The organism is Pseudonocardia acidicola, assembly GCF_012911935.1.
Taxonomy (GTDB): Bacteria; Actinomycetota; Actinomycetes; order Mycobacteriales; family Pseudonocardiaceae; genus Pseudonocardia; species Pseudonocardia acidicola.
Map to the genome: position 1 here is coordinate 1 of NZ_JAAXLA010000085.1, position 22,008 is coordinate 22,008.

23 protein-coding genes are annotated in these 22,008 nt (G+C 72.9%); 13 read left to right on the forward strand and 10 right to left on the reverse strand.

Annotated features, from left to right (window positions below; genetic code table 11):
* A partial coding sequence (locus HF526_RS29675) for an AIR synthase related protein (RefSeq protein WP_239029315.1) occupies positions 1–501 on the reverse strand: 501 nt, incomplete at its 3' end.
* Positions 502–624: 123 nt separating this feature from the next.
* On the opposite strand from HF526_RS29675, the gene HF526_RS35880 reads away from it, so the two are divergent.
* On the forward strand, positions 625–861 hold the full coding sequence (locus HF526_RS35880) for an Lrp/AsnC ligand binding domain-containing protein (protein ID WP_169384895.1): 237 nt from the start codon (positions 625–627) through the stop codon (positions 859–861).
* A 5-nt stretch (positions 862–866) separates the two neighbouring features.
* The gene (locus tag HF526_RS29685; RefSeq protein ID WP_169384896.1) at positions 867–1,454 is read left to right on the forward strand and encodes a DUF3515 family protein; all 588 of its coding nucleotides are present in this window, start codon (positions 867–869) and stop codon (positions 1,452–1,454) included.
* A gap of 70 nt (positions 1,455–1,524) precedes the next feature.
* On the opposite strand, the gene HF526_RS29690 is transcribed toward HF526_RS29685, so the two are convergent.
* Positions 1,525–2,655 (reverse strand): D-alanine--D-alanine ligase family protein, encoded by a 1,131-nt coding sequence (locus HF526_RS29690; RefSeq protein WP_169384897.1) that lies wholly within the window; start codon positions 2,653–2,655, stop codon positions 1,525–1,527.
* 70 nt (positions 2,656–2,725) lie between these two features.
* Positions 2,726–3,628 (reverse strand): isocitrate lyase/phosphoenolpyruvate mutase family protein, encoded by a 903-nt coding sequence (locus HF526_RS29695; protein WP_169384898.1) that lies wholly within the window; start codon positions 3,626–3,628, stop codon positions 2,726–2,728.
* Positions 3,629–3,752: 124 nt separating this feature from the next.
* On the opposite strand from HF526_RS29695, the gene HF526_RS37150 reads away from it, so the two are divergent.
* Genes HF526_RS37150 through HF526_RS29715 form a run of 4 tightly spaced genes read left to right on the forward strand, consistent with a single transcriptional unit; the run spans position 3,753 to position 8,976 of the window.
* A complete protein-coding gene (locus HF526_RS37150; protein ID WP_169384899.1) occupies positions 3,753–4,412 on the forward strand; it encodes an FCD domain-containing protein in 660 nt (219 codons plus the stop codon).
* Positions 4,409–6,475, forward strand: coding sequence for a hydantoinase/oxoprolinase family protein (locus HF526_RS29705; RefSeq protein WP_169384900.1), 2,067 nt, complete (start codon positions 4,409–4,411; stop codon positions 6,473–6,475). Before HF526_RS37150 ends, HF526_RS29705 begins: the two co-directional genes overlap by 4 nt.
* Before the next feature lie 3 nt (positions 6,476–6,478).
* Positions 6,479–8,353, forward strand: a complete 1,875-nt coding sequence (locus tag HF526_RS29710; RefSeq protein WP_169384901.1) for a hydantoinase B/oxoprolinase family protein — start codon at positions 6,479–6,481, stop codon at positions 8,351–8,353.
* Positions 8,350–8,976, forward strand: coding sequence for an isochorismatase family protein (locus HF526_RS29715; protein WP_169384902.1), 627 nt, complete (start codon positions 8,350–8,352; stop codon positions 8,974–8,976). The genes HF526_RS29710 and HF526_RS29715 overlap by 4 nt, the downstream gene beginning before the upstream one ends.
* A 140-nt stretch (positions 8,977–9,116) precedes the next feature.
* Here HF526_RS29715 and HF526_RS29720 read toward each other — a convergent pair whose 3' ends face one another.
* The 4 genes from HF526_RS29720 to HF526_RS34830 form a co-directional block, all read right to left on the reverse strand.
* Positions 9,117–10,019, reverse strand: coding sequence for an alpha/beta fold hydrolase (locus HF526_RS29720; protein ID WP_169384903.1), 903 nt, complete (start codon positions 10,017–10,019; stop codon positions 9,117–9,119).
* Positions 10,020–10,043: 24 nt separating this feature from the next.
* Positions 10,044–11,453 carry a sugar porter family MFS transporter gene (locus tag HF526_RS29725; protein WP_169384904.1) on the reverse strand — a complete coding sequence of 470 codons (1,410 nt, stop codon included), beginning with the start codon at positions 11,451–11,453 and terminating at the stop codon, positions 10,044–10,046.
* 109 nt (positions 11,454–11,562) lie between these two features.
* Entirely contained in the window at positions 11,563–12,435 is an 873-nt protein-coding gene (locus HF526_RS29730; protein WP_338051843.1) for an HpcH/HpaI aldolase/citrate lyase family protein, read from the reverse strand.
* Entirely contained in the window at positions 12,428–12,694 is a 267-nt protein-coding gene (locus HF526_RS34830) for a hotdog family protein (protein ID WP_211177992.1), read from the reverse strand. The genes HF526_RS29730 and HF526_RS34830 overlap by 8 nt, the downstream gene beginning before the upstream one ends.
* Between HF526_RS34830 and HF526_RS29740 the strand changes: the two genes are divergently transcribed.
* A complete protein-coding gene (locus HF526_RS29740) occupies positions 12,684–13,310 on the forward strand; it encodes a TetR/AcrR family transcriptional regulator (protein ID WP_211177993.1) in 627 nt (208 codons plus the stop codon). The two genes, HF526_RS34830 and HF526_RS29740, sit on opposite strands and share 11 nt — an antisense overlap.
* A gap of 36 nt (positions 13,311–13,346) precedes the next feature.
* Here the strand turns inward: HF526_RS29740 and HF526_RS29745 are convergent, their stop codons facing one another.
* Entirely contained in the window at positions 13,347–14,783 is a 1,437-nt protein-coding gene (locus tag HF526_RS29745; RefSeq protein ID WP_169384907.1) for an amidase, read from the reverse strand.
* A 142-nt stretch (positions 14,784–14,925) separates the two neighbouring features.
* On the opposite strand from HF526_RS29745, the gene HF526_RS29750 reads away from it, so the two are divergent.
* Positions 14,926–15,912 (forward strand): LuxR C-terminal-related transcriptional regulator, encoded by a 987-nt coding sequence (locus tag HF526_RS29750; RefSeq protein WP_169384908.1) that lies wholly within the window; start codon positions 14,926–14,928, stop codon positions 15,910–15,912.
* An 8-nt stretch (positions 15,913–15,920) separates the two neighbouring features.
* Here HF526_RS29750 and HF526_RS29755 read toward each other — a convergent pair whose 3' ends face one another.
* On the reverse strand, positions 15,921–16,559 hold the full coding sequence (locus HF526_RS29755; protein WP_211177994.1) for a GntR family transcriptional regulator: 639 nt from the start codon (positions 16,557–16,559) through the stop codon (positions 15,921–15,923).
* A 104-nt stretch (positions 16,560–16,663) separates the two neighbouring features.
* On the opposite strand from HF526_RS29755, the gene HF526_RS29760 reads away from it, so the two are divergent.
* From HF526_RS29760 to HF526_RS29780, 5 genes are read left to right on the forward strand one after another with little or no spacing between them, the layout of a single operon-like run.
* The gene (locus HF526_RS29760; protein ID WP_169384910.1) at positions 16,664–17,479 is read left to right on the forward strand and encodes a nitrilase-related carbon-nitrogen hydrolase; all 816 of its coding nucleotides are present in this window, start codon (positions 16,664–16,666) and stop codon (positions 17,477–17,479) included.
* Positions 17,480–17,482: 3 nt separating this feature from the next.
* Entirely contained in the window at positions 17,483–18,157 is a 675-nt protein-coding gene (locus HF526_RS29765) for a DUF2848 family protein (RefSeq protein WP_169384911.1), read from the forward strand.
* Complete coding sequence (locus HF526_RS29770; protein WP_169384912.1) at positions 18,157–19,605, forward strand: 4-hydroxyphenylacetate 3-hydroxylase family protein; 1,449 nt, start codon at positions 18,157–18,159, stop codon at positions 19,603–19,605. The genes HF526_RS29765 and HF526_RS29770 overlap by 1 nt, the downstream gene beginning before the upstream one ends.
* 29 nt (positions 19,606–19,634) lie before the next feature.
* Positions 19,635–19,979, forward strand: a complete 345-nt coding sequence (locus HF526_RS29775) for a cupin domain-containing protein (protein ID WP_169384913.1) — start codon at positions 19,635–19,637, stop codon at positions 19,977–19,979.
* Positions 19,980–20,001: 22 nt separating this feature from the next.
* Positions 20,002–20,529 (forward strand): flavin reductase family protein, encoded by a 528-nt coding sequence (locus HF526_RS29780; RefSeq protein WP_169384914.1) that lies wholly within the window; start codon positions 20,002–20,004, stop codon positions 20,527–20,529.
* Between the two features lie 73 nt (positions 20,530–20,602).
* Here the strand turns inward: HF526_RS29780 and pdxR are convergent, their stop codons facing one another.
* Positions 20,603–22,000 carry a MocR-like pyridoxine biosynthesis transcription factor PdxR gene (pdxR, locus tag HF526_RS29785; RefSeq protein WP_169384915.1) on the reverse strand — a complete coding sequence of 466 codons (1,398 nt, stop codon included), beginning with the start codon at positions 21,998–22,000 and terminating at the stop codon, positions 20,603–20,605.
* Positions 22,001–22,008 lie beyond the last annotated feature (8 nt).

A 22,008-nucleotide genomic window follows, 5' to 3' on the forward strand; every position in this document is an offset into this window, starting at 1 on the left:
GCCCACCCGCCCGCACAGCGCCACCACATCGCCGGGCTGCGCCCCGGCCCGGGTCACGGGCTCCCGGCCCTCCAGCGAACCGAGCGCGGTGACCGACAGCACCAGGGTCGCCGACGACGCCACGTCACCGCCGACGACACCGATCCCGGCCGTCCCGGCCTCGGCCCACAGCCCTGCCGCGAGCCCCTCCAGCGTCTCGACGGGCGTCGACGCGGGGCAGGCGAGCCCGACCAGCAGCGCGGTGGGCACCGCGCCCATCGCCGCGACGTCGGCGAGATTGGCCGCCGCGGCCTTGCGGCCGACCTGCTCCGGGGTCGACCAGTCGAGCCGGAAGTGCACCGACTCGACGAGCACGTCCGTGCAGGCGACGACACACCCGTCGGGCGCGGCGACCACGGCCGCGTCGTCGCCCGGGCCGAGCAGCGTCCCGGCCGGCTGTGGCCGATCAGCGGTGATTCGGGCGATCAACCCGAACTCACCCATCTCGGACAGTGTGTTCATCGCCTCGGAATGCCCCGAAGAGGCCCTCGACGATGTGGGCACGGCGGCCACCTCCGGTACGTTCGGCTTCCGACTTTCCTACCTGACACGACCCGACGATCACGAACATGGAAGGGGCACGCCGTGGTGCAGGCTTACATCCTGGTCCAGACGGAAGTCGGCAAGGCCGCCGCCGTCGCCGCCGAGATCTCCGGCATCCCCGGGGTCATCTCCGCCGAGGATGTCACCGGTCCCTACGACGTCATCGTGCGCGCAGAGGCCGACGATGTCGACCAGCTGGGCCAGTTGGTGGTCGCCCAGGTGCAGGGCGTCAACGGCATCACCCGCACACTGACCTGCCCGGTCGTCAAGCTGGGCTGACGGCGGTGAGGACCGAGAGTGGGACCGGGCAGCCCGAACGCCTTCGCCCAGCGGTGATCGTCGCTATCGCGCTGCCCGTCCTGCTGGCGGTCGCGGTCGCCGCGATCTCGATCACCCTGCGCATCCGCGGGGTGACCGGCGACACCACCCCGCCCCCGGCCGAGACCGGCCCGCTGGCGGTCGCCCCGGTGAACGCCCCCGGCGCCGGCACCCCCGAGTGCGCGGCGCTGCTGGCCGCGCTCCCGTCCACGCTCCCCGGCGACGGCGGCACGCTGCCGTCGCGGCCGCAGGCCGCGCCCGCGCAGCCGGGGGTGCTCGCCTGGGCGGCCTCCCCGCGTCCGGTCGTGCTGCGCTGCGGCATGCCGCGCCCGGCCGAGCTGAACCCGACCTCGGCCCTGCTGGAGGTCAACGGGGTGCGCTGGCTGCAGCTCACCGACGCCGCCCCGGATTCGGCGCTGACCAGTTACGTCGCCGTGGACCGGCCGGTCTACGTGGTGCTGACCGCCCCGAACGCCGCCGGGAGCGGTCCGCTGCAGGTGGTCTCCGACACGATCCGCACGACGCTCCCCGCCGCCCCCGTCGCCGTACGCTGACCCGCGAGTCGGCAGTTTTCGGCGCGCGAGTCGGCAGTATCCGGCGCGCGAGTCGCGGTGATCCGGGGCCTCAGCGCAGCCCGGTGCCCCGGGCCACCGCGGTCTCGACGAGCGTCGTCAGCAGCGTCGGGTAGTCGACCCCGGTCACGGCCCACATCCGCGGGTACATCGAGATCGGGGTGAACCCGGGCATCGTGTTGACCTCGTTGACGGTCAGCTCGCCGTCCGGGCCCACGAAGAAGTCCACCCGGGCCAGACCCTGGCAGTCCAGCGCCCGGAACGCGGCCACGGCGAGTTCGCGCAGCCGCTCGGTGACGGCGTCGTCGAGTTTGGCCGGGATGTCGAACTCGCAGACGTCGTCGAGGTACTTGGACTCGAAGTCGTAGAACTCGGGCGCGCCTGCGCCCTTACCGGACCCGACCAGCCGGATCTCGGCGGGGACGCTCGCCCGCACCGAGCCGTCGGGGAACTCCAGCACGCCGCACTCCACCTCGCGGCCCACGATGGCCGCCTCGACCAGCACCTTCGGGTCGTGCTCGCGGGCGGTGGCGATCGCGACGTCCAGGTCGGCCCAGTCGGTGACCTTGGTGATCCCGACCGACGAGCCGGCCCGCGCCGGCTTGACGAACACCGGCAATCCGAGCCGCTCACGCTCGGCCCCGGTCAGCGTGGCGGTGCCGCGGCGCAGCACGACGAGGTCGCCGGCCGGCAGGCCGTCGGCGGCGAGCAGCTTCTTGGTGAACTCCTTGTCCATCCCGGCCGCGCTGGCCAGCACCCCGGCGCCCACGTAGGGCACACCGGCCATCTCCAGCAGCCCCTGCAGGGTGCCGTCCTCGCCGAACGGGCCGTGCAGCACCGGGAACACGACGTCGACGCCGGCGAACACCTCCCCGGCCCGCTCGGCGTCGAGCCGCACGAGCCCCCCGCGGGTCGGGTCACCGGGCAGCACCAGCGCCGTGCCGCCCGCGTCGACGGCGGGCAGGGCGCGCCGGGTGATCCGCAGCTGGGCCGGGTCGTCGGTACCGAGCACCCAGGCGCCGTCACAGGTGATGCCGACCGGGATGATCTCGAAGCGCTCCCGGTCGAGGTGGGACAGCACGCTGCCGGCCGATACACAGGAGATGGCGTGCTCACTGCTGCGGCCGCCGAACACCACGGCCACCCGCAGGCGGCGACGGTCCGGATCTGCGTGCGGGCTCATGGCCGCCGAGGGTAGCCGCGCTGCCCGCGCCGGGCGTGAGCGGCGTGACGACTCGGGGCGTTCGTCCCGGTCAGGGCCTGAACCGCTGCTCCAACTCACTGATCTCGGGCAGCCCGATGAGGTCGGTGAACTCGCCGAACGTGGGCACGTCGGGCAGCGCCGCGGCGGGCGTGCCGTCCTTGCGGACCGTGTCGAGCAGCGCCCGGATGCCCGCGGTCGCGGCCAGCAGGGCGCCGATCGGGTAGAGCACCAGAGAGAACCCGAGCTCGGTGATCCGTCCCAGCGACAGCGCCGGTGTGCGGCCGCCCTCGGCCCAGTTGAACACCAGCGGCGCCACGCCGCGCAGCTCCGCGGCGACCCGCGCGATGTCGTCCTCGCTGGTCGGGGCCTCGACGAACAGCACGTCCGCGCCCGCCCCGGCGTAGGCACGGGCGCGCGCGATCGCCGCGTCCAGTCCCTCGACGGCCGCGGCGTCGGTGCGCGCGATGATCACGAGGTCGGGGTCGCGGCGGGCGGCGACGGCAGCCTTGATCTTGCCGACCATCTCGTCGGCCCCGATCACGGCCTTGCCGCTCATGTGGCCGCACTTCTTGGGCATCACCTGGTCCTCCAGGTGCAGCCCGGCCACGCCCGCCTGCTCGTAGGCGGCCACGGTGCGCAGCACGTTGATCGCGTTGCCGTAGCCGGTGTCGGCGTCCGCGATCACCGGGACGTCGACCGCGGCGACGATCCGCCGGGCGTTGTCGGCCATCTCCGTGGCGGTGAGCAGCCCGACGTCGGGGCGGCCGATCAGCGAGGCCGTCGTGCCGAACCCGGTCATGTAGACGACGTCGAACCCGGCCTGCTCGATCAGTCGTGCGGACAGTGCGTCGTAGGCGCCCGGCGCCAGCAGCGGGCTCCCCTCGGCCGCAGCGCGCAACAGCTCCCGCAGCCGGGCCCGGGGCGGTTTCGGTGCGCTCAGCAGATCGGCCACGAAGGTCTCCCCGTCTCATCTCGATGTTGCATACAGACACAAGAAAAATACGACTGATCCGTAGACAGCGAAACCTCTCACCCTTAAATTGCACACAATCTAGCTCAGGGTGGGAGAGGTCACTGTGACGCGGGCATCGGAACGAGCGGTCGAGGCGGTGCGGGAGATGATCCTGCGCGGCGACTTCGCACCCGGCCTGCGGCTCGGCGAGGTCGAACTGGCCGAGCGACTGGGCGTCAGCCGCACCCCGGTCCGCGAGGCACTCACCCGGCTGGCCGCCGAGGGCCTCGTCGAGATCAGCCCGAACCGGGGCGCGCGGGTGACCTCGTGGTCGGTCGCCGAGCTGGAGGGCGTGTTCGACCTGCGGGCCGCGCTCGAGCCGCGGCTCACCGCACGCGCCGTGCCCCGGGCCGGTGCCGACGACATCGAGGCACTCGACGCGCTCGCGCACCGGATGCTCGACGTCGGCGCCCCGGGGGCGCACCAGGACCTCGACGCGCTGGTCCCGCTGAACCGGGACTTCCACCGCCGGCTCGTCACACTGGCCGACCACCCTGCACTGGCCACCGCCCTGGCCGGGGCGATCCACGCACCGATCGTGCTGCGCAACTTCCACACCTACGACGACGCCTCGTTGCGCCGCAGCCTGGCCCACCACCTCGAGATCGTCGCCGCTGTGCGCGCGGGCGATCCCGAGTGGGCGCGGGCCGTGATGACCGCACACATCCACAACGCCCGGGCCGTGATGGTCCGCGCCGCGGCAGAACAGCAGGAGGACGCATGACCTATCGGCTCGGTGTGGACGTCGGCGGCACCTTCACCGACGTGCTGCTGGTCGAGGAGGCCAGCGGCAGCACGTGGCGGGCGAAGACCGCCTCCACCCCCGCCGACCAGGCCGTCGGGGTACTCAACGGCATCGGCAAGGTGTGCGCGGAAGCGGGCATCGAGCTGAGCGAGGTCGCCCAGGTGCTGCACGGCACCACGGTCGCGACGAACGCGATCCTGGAGGGCAAGGGCGCGGTCGTCGGGCTCGTCACGACCAAGGGCTTCCGGCAGGTCCTGCAGATCGCCCGCTCCTACGTTCCCGGCGGCCTCGCCGGCTGGATCATCTGGCCCAAACCGGAGCCGCTCGCCGCGCTGGAGAACACCGTCGAGGTCGCCGAGCGGATCGGCAGCGACGGCGCTGTGATCCGCGAGCTCGACGAGGCCGACGTGCGCGCCCAACTGCAGAAGCTGCGCGGTAGGGGAATCCAGGCGCTCGCCGTCTCGCTGATCAATTCCTTCGCCGATCCGGCGCACGAGAAGCGGATCGCGGCGATCGCCGGCGAGGAGCTGCCCGGTGTCCCGGTGTCGCTGTCCTCGGACGTGCTGCCCGAGCTGCGCGAGTACGAGCGCACCGTGACCACGGTGGCCAACGGCTACGTCCAGCCGCAGGTCAAGCGCTACCTCGAGACGCTGTCCGGCAAGCTCGCCGAAGGTGGCGTGGCCGGGGAGCTGGCCATCCTGCGCAGCGACGGGGGCCTCTCCGCGGCCGACGCCGCGGTGCACGCCCCGGTGACCATGCTGCTCTCCGGCCCGGCGGGCGGCGTGACCGGCGCGGTGTGGGTCGCCGAGCAGTGCGGCTACTCCGACCTGATCACCTTCGACATGGGGGGCACGTCCACCGACGTCGCCCTGGTACAGGGCCTCTCGCCGCGGATCGGCCGGGAGACCAAGGTCGGCGACCTCACCGTCCGGGCCTCCAGCGTCGACGTCCGCACGGTCGGCGCGGGCGGCGGCTCGATCGCGCATGTGCCGGAGCTGACCAGGGCCCTGCGCGTCGGCCCGCAGTCCGCGGGCGCCGACCCCGGTCCGGCGGCGTACGGCAAGGGCGGCACCGAGCCCACCGTGACCGACGCGAACGTGGTGCTCGGCTACCTGCCGCCGACGCTGGCCGGCGGCGAGATCACCCTCGACGTGGCGGCCGCGCGGACCGCCGTGTCGTCGGTGTCCGAGGCGATGGGGCTGGAATCGCCCGAGGCCGCGGCGGCCGGGATCGTCGACATCGTCAACGAGAACATGCTCGGTGGCCTGCGGCTGGTCAGCGTGCAGCAGGGCTTCGACCCGCGCGACTTCGCGCTCGTCGCGTTCGGCGGTGCCGGGCCGCTGCACGCCAACGCACTGGGCAGGCTGACCGGGGCCTGGCCGGTGATCGTGCCGCCGTCACCGGGAGTGCTCTGCGCGCTCGGCGACGCCACCACCTCGCTGCGCAACGAGGCCGCCCGGACCAGCCTGCGCCGGTTCCGCGACCTCACCGGCGGCGATCTCGCGATGCTGCTCACCGAACTGGCCGACGAGGCCGGCGGCCGGCTGGCCGCCCAGGGCGTCGAGCGCGCCGACCAGACCGTCGGTTTCCAGGTCGACGTGCGCTACCACGGGCAGGGCTTCGAGATCGCCGTCGACGTGGACCCCGCCTGGCTGGAGGACCGGGACAAGGCGCTCGACATCCTCGCCTCCACCTTCGACGCCGAGCACGAGCGGCTGTTCTCGTTCCTGCTGAACGTCGACCACGAACTGGTCAACGCCCGGGCCACCGTCACCGGGCCGCGCCCGTCGGTCGCGGCGATCATCCTGGACTACGGCGACGGGGACCCGGCCGCCGCGCTGATCGACACCCACCCGATCCACGTCTCCGGGTCCACGGTGGACGCCGGCGTCTACGACCGGGCGAAGTTGCGTGCCGGGGACGTGGTCACCGGGCCCGCGATCGTCACCGAGATGGACTCCACGACCCTGGTGCTGCCCGGCCACGCGGCGACGGTCCACCCGTCGGGCAGCCTCCTGATCAACCCCCTGCAGGAGGGCTGAGCGATGGCGCGCATCATCGAGACCGCGACCGGCGAGATCGAGAAGGGCGAGGTCGACCCGGTCACCCTCGACCTGATCGAGAACGGGCTGCGCAACGCCCGCTACGAGATGGACGAGGTGCTGTTCCGCACCGCGCTCTCCCCCGGCATCCGCGAGCAGCACGACGAGTTCCCGCTGATCGGCGACCCGAGCGGGAAGATGGTCGTCGGCCAGTTCGGACTGTCCATCCCGGACTTCCTGGAGGGCTTCGACGACACGGTCGAGGAGGGCGACGTCCTGCTGACGTCCGACCCGTACGCCTGCGGCGCGGCGATCAGCCACGCCAACGACTGGCTCATCGTGATGCCGATCTTCCACGGGGGCCGGGTGGTCGGCTGGGCGTCGATGTTCGGGCACATGTCCGACGTCGGCGGGAAGACCCCGTGCTCGATGCCCACCGACGCGCGGACGATCTACGAGGAAGGCGTGGTCATCCCGCCCTTCAAGCTGTACTCGAAGGGGACGTTGAACGAGGACGCACTGCGGATCATCCTCAACCAGGTCCGGATGCCGGACTGGAACCGCGCCGACCTCAACGGCCTGGTCGCGGCCTGCCGGACCGCGTCGCGGCGGGTGGTGGAGATGTGCGAGCGGTTCGGCACCGCGACGTACCTCTCGGCGCTCGACGCGCTGCTGCAGCGCAACTACGACGCGATGAGGGTCCTGCTCGCGGCGGTGTTCGAGGACGGCAAGACGCTGCGCTTCACCGACTACATCTGCGACGACGGCGTCGGCAACGGCCCCTACGAGCTGAAGCTCTCGCTCACCCGGCACGGCGACAGGGTGCACCTGGACTTCACCGGGTCCTCGCCGCAGGCCGCCGGGCCGATCAACTACTACATCAACGAGAACCTGACCCGGATGTTCTTCGGGATCTACATGATCACGGTCGCCGACCCCCAGATCCTGTGGAACGACGGCTTCTACCCGCTGGTCGACGTCACGATCCCGGACGGCTCGTACTGGAAGCCCAAGCACCCGGCCTCGCTCAACGGCCGCAACCACGGCATCGGCCGGGTGTTCGACCTGTTCGGCGGGCTGCTCGGGCAGACCAACCCGGCGCTGCTCAACGCGGCGGGCTTCTCGTCGTCGCCGCACTTCATGTACTCCGGTTACTACTCCGGCGGAGACCGGGCCGGCGAGTGGTTCCAGCTGTACTCGATCGGCTTCGGCGGCATCCCCGGCCGCCCGCTCGGCGACGGACCGGACGGCCACTCGCTGTGGCCGAGCTTCGTCAACATCCCGTGCGAGTACCTGGAGTCGTACTACCCGCTGCGCATCGAGAAGTGGGAGACCGTCGCCGACACCGGCGGGGCGGGGCTGCACCGCGGCGGCAACGGCGTCGACGTGGCGTACGTCTTCTGCGAGCCGGGCACGATCGCGATCCACGACGACCGCTGGCTGACCTACCCGTGGGGCGTCAACGGCGGGGCGCCGGGCGCGCGCGGCACGAAGTGGATCGACCGCGTCTCGGGAGAGCGCGAAGTGCTGCCGTCGAAGTGCCACGACGTGCCGGTCTCCCCCGGCGACGTGCTGCACTTCGTCACCTGGGGCGGCGGCGGGTGGGGCGACCCGCTGGAGCGCGACCCCGCGCTGGTCGCCCTCGAGGTGGCCCGCGGGCTGGTCACCGCCGAGGGCGCCCGGCGCTACGGCGTGGTCGTGTCCGAGGACGGCACCGTGGACGCGGCCGCGACGGCGACGCTGCGCGACGAGATGCGGGCGTCGCGGCCGGCGGAGCTGCCGACGTTCGACATGGGGCCGCCGATCGAGGTGCTGCTGGAGCGCTGCGAGGCGGAGACCGGGCTGCCGGCGCCGAAGCGGCCGGTCTGGTCCTCGTGACCGGGCCGCACGGGACGGCGTTCTCCGGGCGGGTCGGCTGGGGCTCGCGACCGGCCCTGGTGGTGATCGACCTGGTCCGGGCCTACACCGATCCGGAAGGCCCGTTCGCCCTGCCCGACCCGGGCCCGGCCGTCGCGGCGACCGCCGACCTGGTGGCCGCCGCCCGGTCGGCCGGGCACTCGGTCCTCTGGACGGTCGTCCGCTACACGCGCGGCCTGGCCGACGGTGGGCTGTTCGTGCGCAAGGTCCCGGCGCTGGCGGCGTTCGCCGAGGACGCCGACGGGCAGTGGGGCGAGATCGCGGCGCCGCTGAAGCCCGCCGGCGGGGAGCCGGTGCTGGTCAAGCAGTACGCCTCGGCGTTCTTCGGCACCTCGCTCGCGTCCACGCTGGCGGCGGCGGGTGTGGACACCGTGGTGCTGTGCGGGGTCTCCACCTCGGGTTGCGTCCGAGCCTCGGCGACCGACGCGCTGCAGCACGGCTTCCGTCCGCAGGTGGTGCGGCAGGCCTGCGCCGACCGCTCCGCCGAGCTGCACACGTCGAACCTCACCGACCTCGACGCCAAGTACGCCGACGTCGTCGACCTACCGGAAGCACTGGGACAGCTCGCCCGGCCTCACCACTGATGATCGACGAGCAGGATGCAGTGCGGCGTCTTCATCCCGACGCGGCCTGACCGGCCGAGTCGTTCTCCTCTCCGAGTGCCACAACACGGTCGTCACCTCATGATCGAACTACCGTGGTGTGGCACTCGGCGGAGAGCCCCTTACAGGACCGAGCGGATCGCCGTGGCCATCTCGTCCGGGGCTTCCAGCGGGACGAAGTGGCCGACGTCGTCGAGCACGGTCAGGGTGTGCTGCGGCAGCGTCTCGCCCAGGCCCTCGGCGAACGGCAGCGGAAAGACCGGGTCGGCCGCACCCCAGACGACCGCCGCCGGCACCTCGACCGGGGGCGGCGGCGGCGCGGTCCGGGCCGCCATCGCCGCGAAGATCGTCGAGGATCCGGAGCGGTACCAGTTGAGGCCGGCGGTGAACGCGCCCGGCTCGGCGTAGGTACGCACGAGCGCGGCCAGGTGCGCCGAACCGAGGGGCTGCTGGCGGCCTCCCCAGTGCTCGTAGAAGTGCCGCAGGTAGGTCTCCACCGCGAGCGGCTCGCCGTCGATGAGCTGCTCGGCCAGCCGGAGCCGGTGGAAGTCCTGGTACCAGAACTCCCCTCGGTACTCGGGGGACAGCGCGAGGCGGCCCGCAGCCGGGTGCATCGGGTTGCCGAGAACGAGCGCCGTGACCCGGTCGGGCGCGTCCCGGGCGAGCTGGATCGCCACCGCCGAGCCGACGTCATAGCCGACCAGCACCACCTCGCCGAGCCCGAGGCCGTCGAGCACTGCACGGACCACGCCGGCCTGCGCCTCGCGTCCGTACTCCGCGACCGGCAGATCGGGCCGGTCCGAGGCCCCGAAGCCGCGCAGGTCGACCGCGATCACGTCGGCGTCCGGCTCCAGCAGGGGGCGCAGGAGTCGGTAGTCGAACCAGAAACCGGGCCAGCCGTGCAGCATCACGACCGGCCGGCCCGATCCGCCGCGGGTGTAGTGCACCCGGTGGCCGGTCGTGTCGAGCAGGTAGCCGTGGCCCCAGGACGCGTCCTCGGGGTCCCGGTGCGGAACGCTGCGCACACGCGAACCGTACGGCGTGCGCGGCTAGGCCATCTCCTCCAACTGCTTGCCCTTCGTCTCCGGCACGAACTTGAGCACGAAGAAGAACGAGATCAGCGCGAACGCGGTGTAGAGACCGTAGGCCAGGCCGAGGCTGACGCTGGCCAGCGGCGGGAACGTCGTCGAGACCAGGAAGTTGCCGATCCACTGGGCAGCCGCAGCCAGGCCGAGGGCAGCGGCGCGGATGCGGTTGTTGAACATCTCACCGAGCAGCACCCAGACCGTCGGGCCCCACGACATGCCGAAGAACACGACGAACGCGTTCGCCGCGATGAGCGCGATCGTGCCCTGTGCCCCGCCGAGCTGGGGTTCGCCGTGGACCACCGGGGCGGTGCCGAAGACCAGGGCCAGCGCGCCGAGGCTGAAGAACATGCCCACCGAGCCGATGAGAAGCAGCTTGCGCCGCCCGACCTTGTCGATGAACGCGATGGCGATCAGGGTGACCACGATGTTGGTCACCGACGTGATCACCGTGATGACCAGCGAGTCGCTCTCGCTGAACCCGACCTGCTGCCACAGTGCCGACGAGTAGTAGAAGATCACGTTGATGCCGACGAACTGCTGGAAGACCGACAGCAGGATGCCGACCCAGACGATCGGCTGCAGCCCCAGCGCCCGGCCCCGCAGGTCGGAGAACGACGACCGGTCCTCGCGCGCCATCGTCCGCCGGATCTCGGCGATGCGGTCGTCGACGCCGGTCCTCAGGATCGTCGAGAGCACCGTCTTCGCCTGCCCCACCTCACCGCGGGAGACCAGGTAGCGCGGCGACTCCGGGATCTGCAGCGCCAGCAGCCCGTAGGCCAGCGCCGGCAGCGCCGCGGTCATGAACATCCAGCGCCAGGCCTCGAGCCCGAACCACAGCGGCTGCTCCGCTCCGCCGGCCGCGGTGGCCAGGAAGTAGTCCGAAAGCAGGGCCACGAAGATGCCGGTGACGATGGCGAGCTGCTGCAGCGAGCCGAGCCGGCCGCGGATGGAGGCCGGCGCGATCTCGGCGATGTAGGCCGGCGCGATGACCGACGCCGCGCCCACCCCGAGCCCGCCGACGATCCGCCAGAGGATCAGGTCCCACGGTGCGAACGCCAGCCCGGAACCGATCGCGCTGACCACGAACAACACCGCGGCCAGCACCATGACCCGGACCCTGCCCTGGCGGTCGGCGATCCGGCCGGCCAGCCAGGCCCCGACGGCACAGCCCAGCAGCGCGGACGCGACCGCGAACCCGGCCAGCACCGGGCTCATCTGGAACAGCTTGGTGATCGCGGTGACGGCCCCGTTGATGACGGCGGTGTCGAAGCCGAAGAGGAACCCACCGAGCGCCGCGACGACGGCCAGGGTGACCGCCCGTCCCGCATCGAACTCCTCGGTCTGTCGTGCGGTCGGCTGATCCGACGTCATGCTGGCTCCCGGGCGATCATGCTGATGTGGATGCGATGGTGCGCCCCTGGACCACCGGCGGCGAGCTCTGAGTACCCCATGCGCCGGATCGGATGAGAAATCGAACCCGTCAGGAGGGGGTGGGCTCCCCGGCCCTGGCGAGGGTCGCCCGCGCCATCCGCACGTGCACGTCGTCGATCATCTCGCCGTTCAGCAGACCGACCCCGTCGACCGAGGCCGCGAGGACGGCGCGGGCGTGCGCGATCTCCTCCGCGGACGGGGTGAACACCCGGTTCGCGAGCGCGACCTGCTCGGGGTGCAAGCAGATCTTGCCCGGGTAGCCGAGGGCGCGGGCCTGCTCGGCGTCGGCGAGGAACGCCGCGTCGTCGTGCACCGCGACGACGACCTGGTCGAGCGCGGCGAGCCCGGCCAGCCGGGCGGCGAGCGCGACCCGGCTGCGCGCGTAAAGCACCTCGGTGCCCTCGGCGGTACGGCGCCCGCCCATGTCTGCGATGTAGTCCTCGGCGCCGAAGTACGCGGCGATCACACCCATCGCGGCCCCGGCGGCGAGCAGCTCGCGGCTGTCGGCCACGCCGAGCGCGGTCTCCAGGCCGGCCACGACCACCGCGGGGTCGGCGGCGTCCCGGCCGTGCGCGACGAACAGCCGCTGCAGGTCGGCGAGCTGGTCGGTGCGCTCGAGCTTGGGCAGCACGACACCCGCGGCCCGGGTCGCGGCGACGGCGGCGACGTCGTCGGCGAACCAGGGGCTGCCGGGCACGTTGACTCGCACCAGCACCAGCGTCGATGCGGGCAGCTCCAACGTGTCGAGCGCCTCGACGACGGTGTCCCGCGCGGTGTCCTTGTCCGCTGCCGCGACCGCGTCCTCCAGGTCGAGCACCACGCCGTCCGGCCCGGACCGGCCGACCTTGGCGATCATGTCGGCGCGGCTGCCGGGGACGAACAGCAGGCTGCGCAGCGCGCGGATGTCAGGGTTGTCAGGCACCTGTGCCATCCTCCGGCCGGCAGCGCATGAACGCAGCACGGGTGGCCCGGCAGACGACCTCGCCGCGCTGGTTGATCCCCTCGTGCCGGAACGTCACGATCCCGGCGTCCCGCCGTGACGACGAGCGCCGCGCCTCGACCATCCGGGCGGACAGCTCGGCGCGCAGCCGGTCGGGCTCGTGCCCTGCACCACAACTGTCAAGGCGGGTTACGGTCTGCTTTCGACCACCGATGCGAGAGATCACGCGAATGACCGACACGACCTCGACACGGGCCGACGCACAGCGACGGCGCGTGCTCGCCGCATCAGTGGAGATCTTCGGCAGGCAGGGCTACCGAGCGACGTCGATGAACGAGATCGCCGCGGGCGTCGGGCTGTCCAAACCGACGCTCTACCACTACTTCCGCAATAAGGAGGAACTGCTCGTCCGGATCTACTCCGACGTGCTGGACGAGAGCCTGCGGATGGCGCGGGAGACCATCGACGCCGCTGCCACCCCGTTCGACGGGCTCCGTGACCTGCTCGTCTTCCGCGTCGTCTACACGTGTGAGAACCGGGAACTGCTGAAGATCTGCTTCGAGGAGGAGGACGAGCTGGGCCCCGACCTCGCCGAGGAACTGCTCGTCCGGCGACGCGCCTTCGAGGATCTGTTCACCGCTACCCTCGAACAGCACCTGGCCGGGCACCCGGACCTGCACCTTGCCATGACGCCCAAGGTCTTCGTGAACATGTGCCTGGGCGCGGTGAACTGGACCTACAAGTGGTACCGCCCCAGCGGCCCGCGCACGCCGGCCGAACTGGGGCGAGAGATGGCCGACGCGCTGCTCGCGGTGATCACGCCGGAGTCCGGTACAGGAGCGAGCGCCCCGGCCTGAGTTCCGGCCGGGGCGCTCGGGTTCCCGCGGAAGCGGTCAGCCGCCCGCCCACACCGGCGGGCGGCGGCCGGCCCAGCCCATCGCCCGCTCGAGGTCCCCGGCGAGCGCGAGCAGCTCCGACTCGCGGCCCAGCCCCGTCCCGAACTGCACCCCGATCGGCCACCCCTCGGCCGACCAGCCCAGCGGCAGGGAGATCGCCGGCATCCCCGTCACGTTGGCCACCCCGGTGAACCCGGCGAAGGAGAAGATCCGGTCGTACCAGCCTCGCGCGTCCAGCGAGTCGTCGTTCGCGTTCAGGTACCCGAGCGGCGTGTTCGGCGCGCAGGAGGTCGGCGTGAGCAGCACGTCGTGCTCGGTGAAGAACCGCGCCACCGTGCGGGTGGTCGCGTTGAAGACCCGGTCGGTGGCGTAGAGGTCCGACGCGCGGAGGGTGCGCCCGTGCTCGGCGCAGGCCAGCGTCGTCGCCTCCAGAGTGTCCGGGCTCGGCGTGACGCCCAGGGCCGCCGCGATCGTGTCGACCCCGTCGGCGAGGAAGCTGCACCAGGCCACCAGGTTCGCGTCGTCGAACTGCTCGGCGTCGACGGCCGGGGCGGCCTCGACCACCTGGTGCCCCATCGCCTCCAACTGGTCGGCCACCCGGCGCACCGCATCGACGCACTGCGGGTCGGTCGAACCGGGCCCGGACGACGGCGTGGTGCTGACGGCGACCCGCAGCCGCGGACTGCCTGCGCGCACGTCCTCCGCGAACGGGCGCACCGGGGCGGGCAACAGGTAGCGGTCGCCGGGCTCGGCGCCGTGCACGGCGTCGAGCAGCGCGGCGCAGTCGCGCACGGTCCGGGTCAGGGCGAACTCGATGCCGAGACCCAGCAGCGGGTCGGCGTAGTCCGGGCCGACCGTGGTCCGCCCGCGCGTGGGCTTGAGCCCGACCAGCCCGCAACAGCCCGCCGGGATGCGGATCGAGCCGCCACCGTCGCTGGCCGACGCCATCGGCAGCGCCCCCGAGGCCACGAGCGCCGCCGACCCGCCGCTGGACCCGCCCGGGCTGCGCGTGGTGTCCCAGGGGTTGCGCGTCGACCCGTTCGACACCGGCTCGGTGTTCGCGTTGAACCCCAGCTCGGGAGTCGCGGTGACACCCATCGTGGCCAGCCCCGCCGCCCGGAACCGGGCCATCAGGTAGGTGTCCTCCCCCGCCGCGACGCCGTCGCCGAGCAGCCGGGTGCCGGCCCGCTGCGGGACCCCGGCCGCGTGAATGATCAGGTCCTTGATCGCGAAGGGCACGCCGCCGAACGGGCCGGCCGCGTTGTACGCCAGCGGCTCGGCGAACCGCTCGCCGACCAGCGCGTTGAGCTCGGGCTGCATGGAGTCGAGCGCGGCGGCCGCCGCGGCCTGCACCTCCTCGGCCTTCACCGCACCGTCACGGATGAGCTCCACCAGGCCCGTCGCGTCGTGAGCGGCGTACTCGTCGACCCGCATGGTTCCTCCTCGCGCTCCGGCCGGACGGCCGCCGAGCTGCGGCGACGCTAGGCGGTACCGCGCGGGCGCAGATCGGTCGATCGACGGATGTGCGTCCGGACGACCCCTTGTGCACACCCGCACGGTCCGTAGCGTGGGCGGCGTGACGCCGGACACATCCTCGTCGCGGTTGCGGGCCGCACGGGAGCTCCGTGGCTTCCTGCGGCGCAGCAGACGCCCGGCGGCGACCCCGGTCGGTGTGCTCAGCGCGGCGCTCGATGCGCTGCACGGCGTGCTGCCCTATGACTGCGCGGCGTTCGCCCGCTGGGACCCCGTGGCCCGGCGGCACGTCACCGTGGCCAGCACCGGCTACCCCGCGACGGCGCTGCGATTCCTGGACACCCGGATGCACGCCGACCCCCTCTTCGCCGAGGTTCGTGACACCGGCGGCCCGCTGCGGGTGCGCGACATCCCGCGCGCCCGGCGCCACGGCGAGGTCTTCGAGACCGTGATCGACCCGCTCGGGTTCGCCGACGGGCTGACCCAGTGCCTGTTCGCCCGCGATGGGCGCTACCTCGGAATGCTCAACGCGAGCACGATCGACCGCCGCCACCCCGACGACGACGTGGTCGCCCTTCTCGACCTGCTCGCCGACGACCTCGCCGCCGCCCTGGACCCGCTCCCGTGCGCGGCGCCGGCGACCGGGGCGCTGACCGACGGCTGCACCGACGGGCTGCTCGTCACCTCGACCGGGCCTGCGGAGGCGCTGTCGGCCGACGCACGTCCGGAGCTCGCGGCGCCCGGCTCCCCGCTGCGGCCACTGCTCGACGACCTGCTGGCCGGACGGGAGTCGCCGCGCGCGCTGCTCGTGCTGCTCGGGGCCGACCTGCTCGCGGTGAGCCTGGACGGCGGCGTGCACGGCGTCGTCGTGCTGCACCGGCCCACGGACGCACCCTTCGGCCTGACGCTGCGCGAACTCGAGGTGCTCGACGCGGTGTCCCGCGGCCGGACGAATGCCGAGACCGCCCGCACCCTGCGCGTCTCGCCGCGGACCGTCGCCACGCACGTCGAGCACGTGCTGGCCAAGACCGGGCGCCCCAACCGTTCGGCGGCCGCGCGCCTGGCGGCGCGGCTGGGGCTGCTGGTCTGAGCGATCGCTCAGCGGGCGGCGGCGGCCGTGTTCTCGATGTGGGCCCGGGCGGCCCGGGCGGCGGCCTCCGGGTCGTGCGCCGCGATGGCGTCGACGATCGCGCGGTGCTCCGCGATGACGGCGGGGATCCGCCGCGGGAGGGCGAGCGCCTCGAAACCGATCAGCCACATGGTGCCGCGGAGGGTGACGAGCGTGTCGTGGGTGCGGTCGAGGCCGAGCAGCCGCGGCATGAGCAGGTGGAACTCCTCGTCCACGGCGAGGAACGCCGAGGCCTGGGCCGGGTCGGCGAGCTGCTCCTGCCGGTCGATGATCTCGCGCAGCCTGCGGACGTCGTCGTCGGTCGCCTCGGTGGCGAGCCGCTGTGCGACGTAGGACTCGAGGAGGGTGCGCAGGTCGAAGACCTCGGCGCGCTGGGCGGGCGAGAGCTGGCGCAGCCGGAAACCGCGCTGGGAGGCGACCTCGACGAGTCCCTCACGGACCAGTGCGATCACGGCCTCCCGCACCGGCGTGCGTGACATGCCCAACTTCTCGGCGAGCTCGTTCTCCGAGTAGAGGTTGCCGTGGGAGATGTCGCCGTCCCGGATCGCCTGCTGAATCCGCAGGTAGGCGATCCGAGACAGGGTCTTGGGTCGCTCGACAGCGGTCATGCCGCTCAGCTTGGCCACGCGCTGGAGTCTTACATACGAGGTACTTGCATACTACGTACCAGTGACCTACCGTCCGATCGAGACGGTGCGAGAGGAGCAAGCGGGTGAGGGTAGCCCTGGTACAGGTCGCCAGTCCGGTGACGGAGGCCGTGCAGGCCCGGCGGGACCGGGTCGGACAGATGGTCGCCGACGCCGCCGGAGCCGACCTGGTCGTGCTCCCGGAGTTGTGGGGGCCGGGTTACTTCGCCTTCGACGCCTACGCCGAGCGCGCCGAGCCGCTGAACGGGGACACCGTGGCCGCGGGCCGGGAGTGGGCCCACCGGCTGAACTGCCACCTGCACCTGGGCAGCGTGCTCGAGCGCTCCGCCGACGGCCGGCTGCACAACACCGCCGTGCTCATCGGTCCCGACGGCACGGTCCTGCACAGCTACCGCAAGATGCACGTGTTCGGCTACCAGTCCCGCGAGGCCGAACTGCTCACCCCCGGTGACAGCATCGCGGTCGCCGACACCGCGCTCGGCGCCGTCGCCGCGACCACCTGCTACGACCTGCGCTTCCCCGAGCTCTACCGGGCCCTGGTCGACGCCGGCGCCGAGACCGTTGTCGTCCCGGCGGCGTGGCCGGCGGCCCGGCTGGCCCACTGGCGGCTGTTCACCTCCTGCCGGGCGGTCGAGGAGCAGGTGCTGCTCGTCGCCTGCAACGCCGTCGGCGAGCAGAACGGGGGCGTCGTGCTGGGCGGGCACAGCCGCGTCGTCGACCCCTGGGGCCAGGTGCTGGCCGAGGCCGACGACCGGGAGGGCATCACCGTCGCCGACGTCGACCCCGGCATCGTCGCGGCGGTCCGCGCCGACTTCCCGGTGCTCGCCGACCGCCGGCTCCCCTCGACACCCGCCCCCGTCCTGACCAGAAACGAGGTCTGACCGATGTCCGATGCCCTGCAGTTGCACGTCGCCGGCACGGACGAGCAGCTCACCGTCACTCCGCAGCGGCTCGTCGTGGCCGGCTACACCGGGCGCGACGAGGCCGCCGTCAAGGCGCACATCGACGAGCTCGCACACATCGGCGTGCCTCCGCCGCCGACCGTGCCGGCCTTCTACGACCTCGACCCGGCGCTGCTGACGACCGCCGCCGTCGTCGAGGTCGACGGCGCCGAGACCTCGGGCGAGGTGGAGCCGGTGCTGGTCCGCCACGCCGGGCGCTTTCACCTCGCGGTGGGCTCCGACCACACCGACCGCCGCCTCGAGCGCGAGGACATCCCGCGCTCGAAGGCGGCCTGCCCCAAGCCGCTGAGCCGGATCGTCGTCGCACTGCCCGAAGACCTGTCCGAGATCCGCTGGGACGACATCGCGGCGCAGAGCAGCGTCGACGACACGCCCTACCAGCGCGGCACCCTCGCCGCCCTGCGTACCCCGGCCGATCTCCTCCCACGGCTCACCGCCGTCCTCGGGGAGATCGACGGCGACCTGGTCGTGTTCGGCGGCACCTTCCCGCTGCTGACCGGCGAGTTCGTCCACGGCACCCGCTGGCGGCTGGAGATGACCCTCCCCGACGGCACCACGCTGTCCCACACCTACGAGACGAAGCAGAGGAGCGCGTGATGCGGACCGGCGCCGAGTACCTCGCCGCAATCACCGACGAGCGGGAGATCTACGTCGACGGGGAGCGGGTGCGCAACGTCGCCGAGCACGCCGCCTTCCGCCCGATCGCGGCCACCATCGCCGAACTGTTCGACGTCGCCGCCGACCCGGCGTCGAAGATGACCCACACCGACCCGGACACCGGCATCGAGACCAACCGGGTGTTCACGGCTCCGCGCAGCCGTGAGGACCTCGCCGCGTTCCGGCACGCCGCCGAGACCTGGGCCCGGCACACCCACGGCTGGGTGGGGCGCAGCCCCGACCACGTGGGCGCGTTCTTCGACGCGTTCGCCGCGCACCCCGAGGCGTTCGCCTCCGGCGACCGCGACTTCGCCGCCAACGTCACCGCCTACCACCAGCGGATGCAGCGGGAGAACCTCTACCTCTCCTACGCGATCATCCCGCCGCAGGTCTCCCGTGCGACCACCGCGCACGCCTGGGAGGGTGAGCTCATCCAGGTCGGCGTGGCCGAGGAGCGCGAGGACGGCATCGTGGTGCGCGGCGCACAGATGCTCGCCACCGGTGCCGCGGTCGCCGACGAGATCTTCGTGTCCTGCATCAAGCCGCTGACCGACAACGACCGCGACTTCGCGATCAGCTTCGCCGTCCCGGTGGGTGCGAAGGGCCTGAAGCTGTACTGCCGCCGCCCGTTCGCCCCGGCGGCCACCAGCGCCTACGACTACCCGCTGACCAGCCGCTACGACGAGACCGACGCGCTGCTGGTCTTCGACGACGTGTTCATCCCGTGGGAGCGCGTCTTCGTCGACCGGGACGTCGCCGGGCTGCGCAAGCAGTTCTTCGACACCGGCGCGCACGTGCTGGGCAACTGGCAGGCGCAGATCCGGTTCGCCGTCAAGCTGCAGTTCATCGCCGGCATCGCCCGCAAGGTCGCGCAGACCAACGGCGTCGACAAGTTCCCCGGCGTGGTGGAGAAGCTCGGTGAGCTCGCCAGCCTGGCCTCCCTGGTGGAGTCCGCGGTGCTGGCCGCCGAGTACACCGCCGAGCCCGACGCGGCCGGGGTGTGGCGGCCGGGGTCCCGGGCCGTCTACGGCGCGATGGGACTGCAGGCCGAGCTGTACCCGCGGGCGCTGGCGATCCTTCGCGACCTGGTCGGGGGCGGCGTGCTGCAGGTTCCGTCGAGCGTGGCGGACATGCGCAACCCGGAGACCCGGGCCGACATCGACCGCTACATCCACTCGCCCAGCGCTCCGGCCGCGGACCGGATCAAGCTGTTCAAGCTCGCCTGGGACGCCGTCGGCAGCGAGTTCGCCGGCCGGCACCACCAGTACGAGATGTTCTATGCGGGCGCGCCGTTCGTGGTGAAGGGCTACGCCTTCCGCAACTACGGATTCGACGGCCCGGTCGGCGAGGTGGAGACCTTCCTCGCCGGTTACGACGAGTCCGCCTGATCCCCGCGAACCGAGAGGAGACACTGGCGATGGCCAAGCCGGAGCACGAGTTCTTCCCCGTCGACAAGGTCGACTTCACCCCCTGCGCGGGCGACGTGCCCGCGCTGACCGAGCGCATCCTCGCCGCCGACGGGGACACCGGGGTCGCGACCCGGATCCTGCGGTTCGAGCCGGGGACCGACACCACCCCCAACGGCGTGCAGATCCACGACTTCTGGGAGGAGGTGTACATCCTGGAGGGCTCGTTCACCGACCTCGAGCTCGGCGAGACCTTCACCGCCGGGATGTACGCCTGCCGCCCGCCGGGCATGCGGCACGGCCCGTGGCGCAGCGACGAGGGGTGCACCACGTTCGAGGTCCGTTACCGCGCCTGAGCCACCCCCGGAGGTGCCAGCCATGTCTCCTGCGACCGAAATCGAGGCGGGCGTGGAGCCGCTGACGATGCGCCGCACGATGGGCCGCTTCGCCACCGGTGTCGCCGTGGTGACCACCGAGGTCGACGGCGAGCCGCACGGCATGACCGTGAACTCGCTGACCTCGGTGTCCCTCGACCCGCCGATGCTGCTGGTCTGCCTGACCACCGGGGCGCGGACCACCGAGGCGGTCACCGCGGCGGGCCGGTTCGCGGTCAGCATCCTGTCGGCCCGCCAGGAGCAGATCGCGCTGCGGTTCGCCCGCCGCGGCGAGAACCACTTCGAGGGGCTGCCGCTGATCTACGGCGACCACTCGATCCCGGTGGTCCCGGACGCGCTCGCGCACGTCGAGTGCACGGTGGACCGGCAGCTCGTCGCGGGCGACCACCTCGTGGTGTTCGGCGCGGTGCAGCGGGTCTGCGACCGCGACGGCGAGCCGCTCGCGTTCGCCGGCGGCCGCTTCGCCGACGTCGCCGTGCGCGGCCACGAGCCCGTCCACTGGATCTTCTAACCCGCGAGTCGCCCCTTTCGGGACCGCGAGTCGGCACTTTCGGGACCGCGAGTCGGCACTTTCCGGAGGTGGGTCAGCCGCGCGGGTGGGCGGCGAGCACCTCGGTGACGACCGGGAGCGCCCACTCGACGTCAGCCCGGTCCGGCCCGGCGTAGCCGAGCACGAGCCCGGCCGTTCGCGGGCCGGACCGGTGGGCGGCATGGTGGCGGGTCAGCCCGTCCAGCCCCACGCCCCGGGCGGCCGCGGCGGCGAGCACCGCCTCCTCGGCCGCGCGGTCCGCCAGCGGCACGACGACGTGCGCTCCCGCGGCGTCGCCGACGACCCGATGCCCGGCGGCGGTGACGGCGGCGACCACGCCCACCCGTCGCTCGGCGAGTTCACGGCGCAGCCGGCGCAGGTGCCGGGCCAGGTCCCCGTGCGCGGCGAACGCCGCGAAGACCCGTTGTCCGGCCGGCGACGGGCGAGACCCGGTGCGGTCGCGCTGCTCGAGGACCGCGGCGCGCACCGCCGGCGGGCCCACCAGCCAGCCTGCCCCCAGCGTCGGGCTGAGCAGCTTGCTCGCGGTGCCGAGATGCACCACCACGTCCGGGCCGAGTGCGGCGAGCAGCGGCAGCGGGGCGACGTCGTAGCGCAACTCGCCGTCGTAATCGTCCTCGATGACCAGGAAGCCCTCGGCGCGGGCTCGCTCGACGAGGGCCATCCGGCGCGCGGCCGGCAGCCGCCCGCCCAGCGGAAACTGGTGCGCCGGGGTGCAGTAGACGGCCGCGAGCCCCGCCGGCAGCGCGGCGACGTCGAGGCCGTGTGGGTCCACCCGGGCCGGCACGACCTCGAGGCCGGCGTCGGCCAGCGCCCAGGCTGCCCGCCGGTATCCCGGCTCCTCGACCGCCACCCGAGCGCCCCGAGGCAGGGTCCGGGCCAGCTCGGCGATCGCCGCGGTGCTGCCTGCGGTGGCCAGGACACCGGCCGGACCGGCCGGCAGCCCGCGGTGCCGCAGCAGGTGCTCGGAGACCGCGGCCCGGAACTCCGGCACGCCCGCCGGCCGTGGGCTCACGTCGGGCGCGGCGTCGGCGGCCGCGCGCCACGCGCGCCGCCACGCGGCCCGGTCCAGCACCTGCACGCACGGCGTCCCGGCCCGCAGGTCGACCAGGCCCTCGGGCTCCGGAGCGGGCGCCGCCGGGGGTGCGTCGGCGACGGGTGCGGCGTCGGGGTGTGCGGGGACCGCGGTGACGTAGGTGCCGGCCCCGGTCCGCCCGGCCACCCAGCCCTCGGCCAGCAGCTGCTCGTACGCCGCCGCCGTCACCGTGCGGCTGACGCCCAGCGCCGCGGCCAGCGCACGGGTCGAGGGCAGCCGGTCCCCGGCGCGCAGGGCTCCGGTCGCGGCCGCCGCCCGCAACGCCCCCGCGAGCTGCACACCCAACGGGGCGCCGCGGTCGCGGTCCAGCACGACGGGCGGGATCTCGGGCACGGCCATCCCCGCAT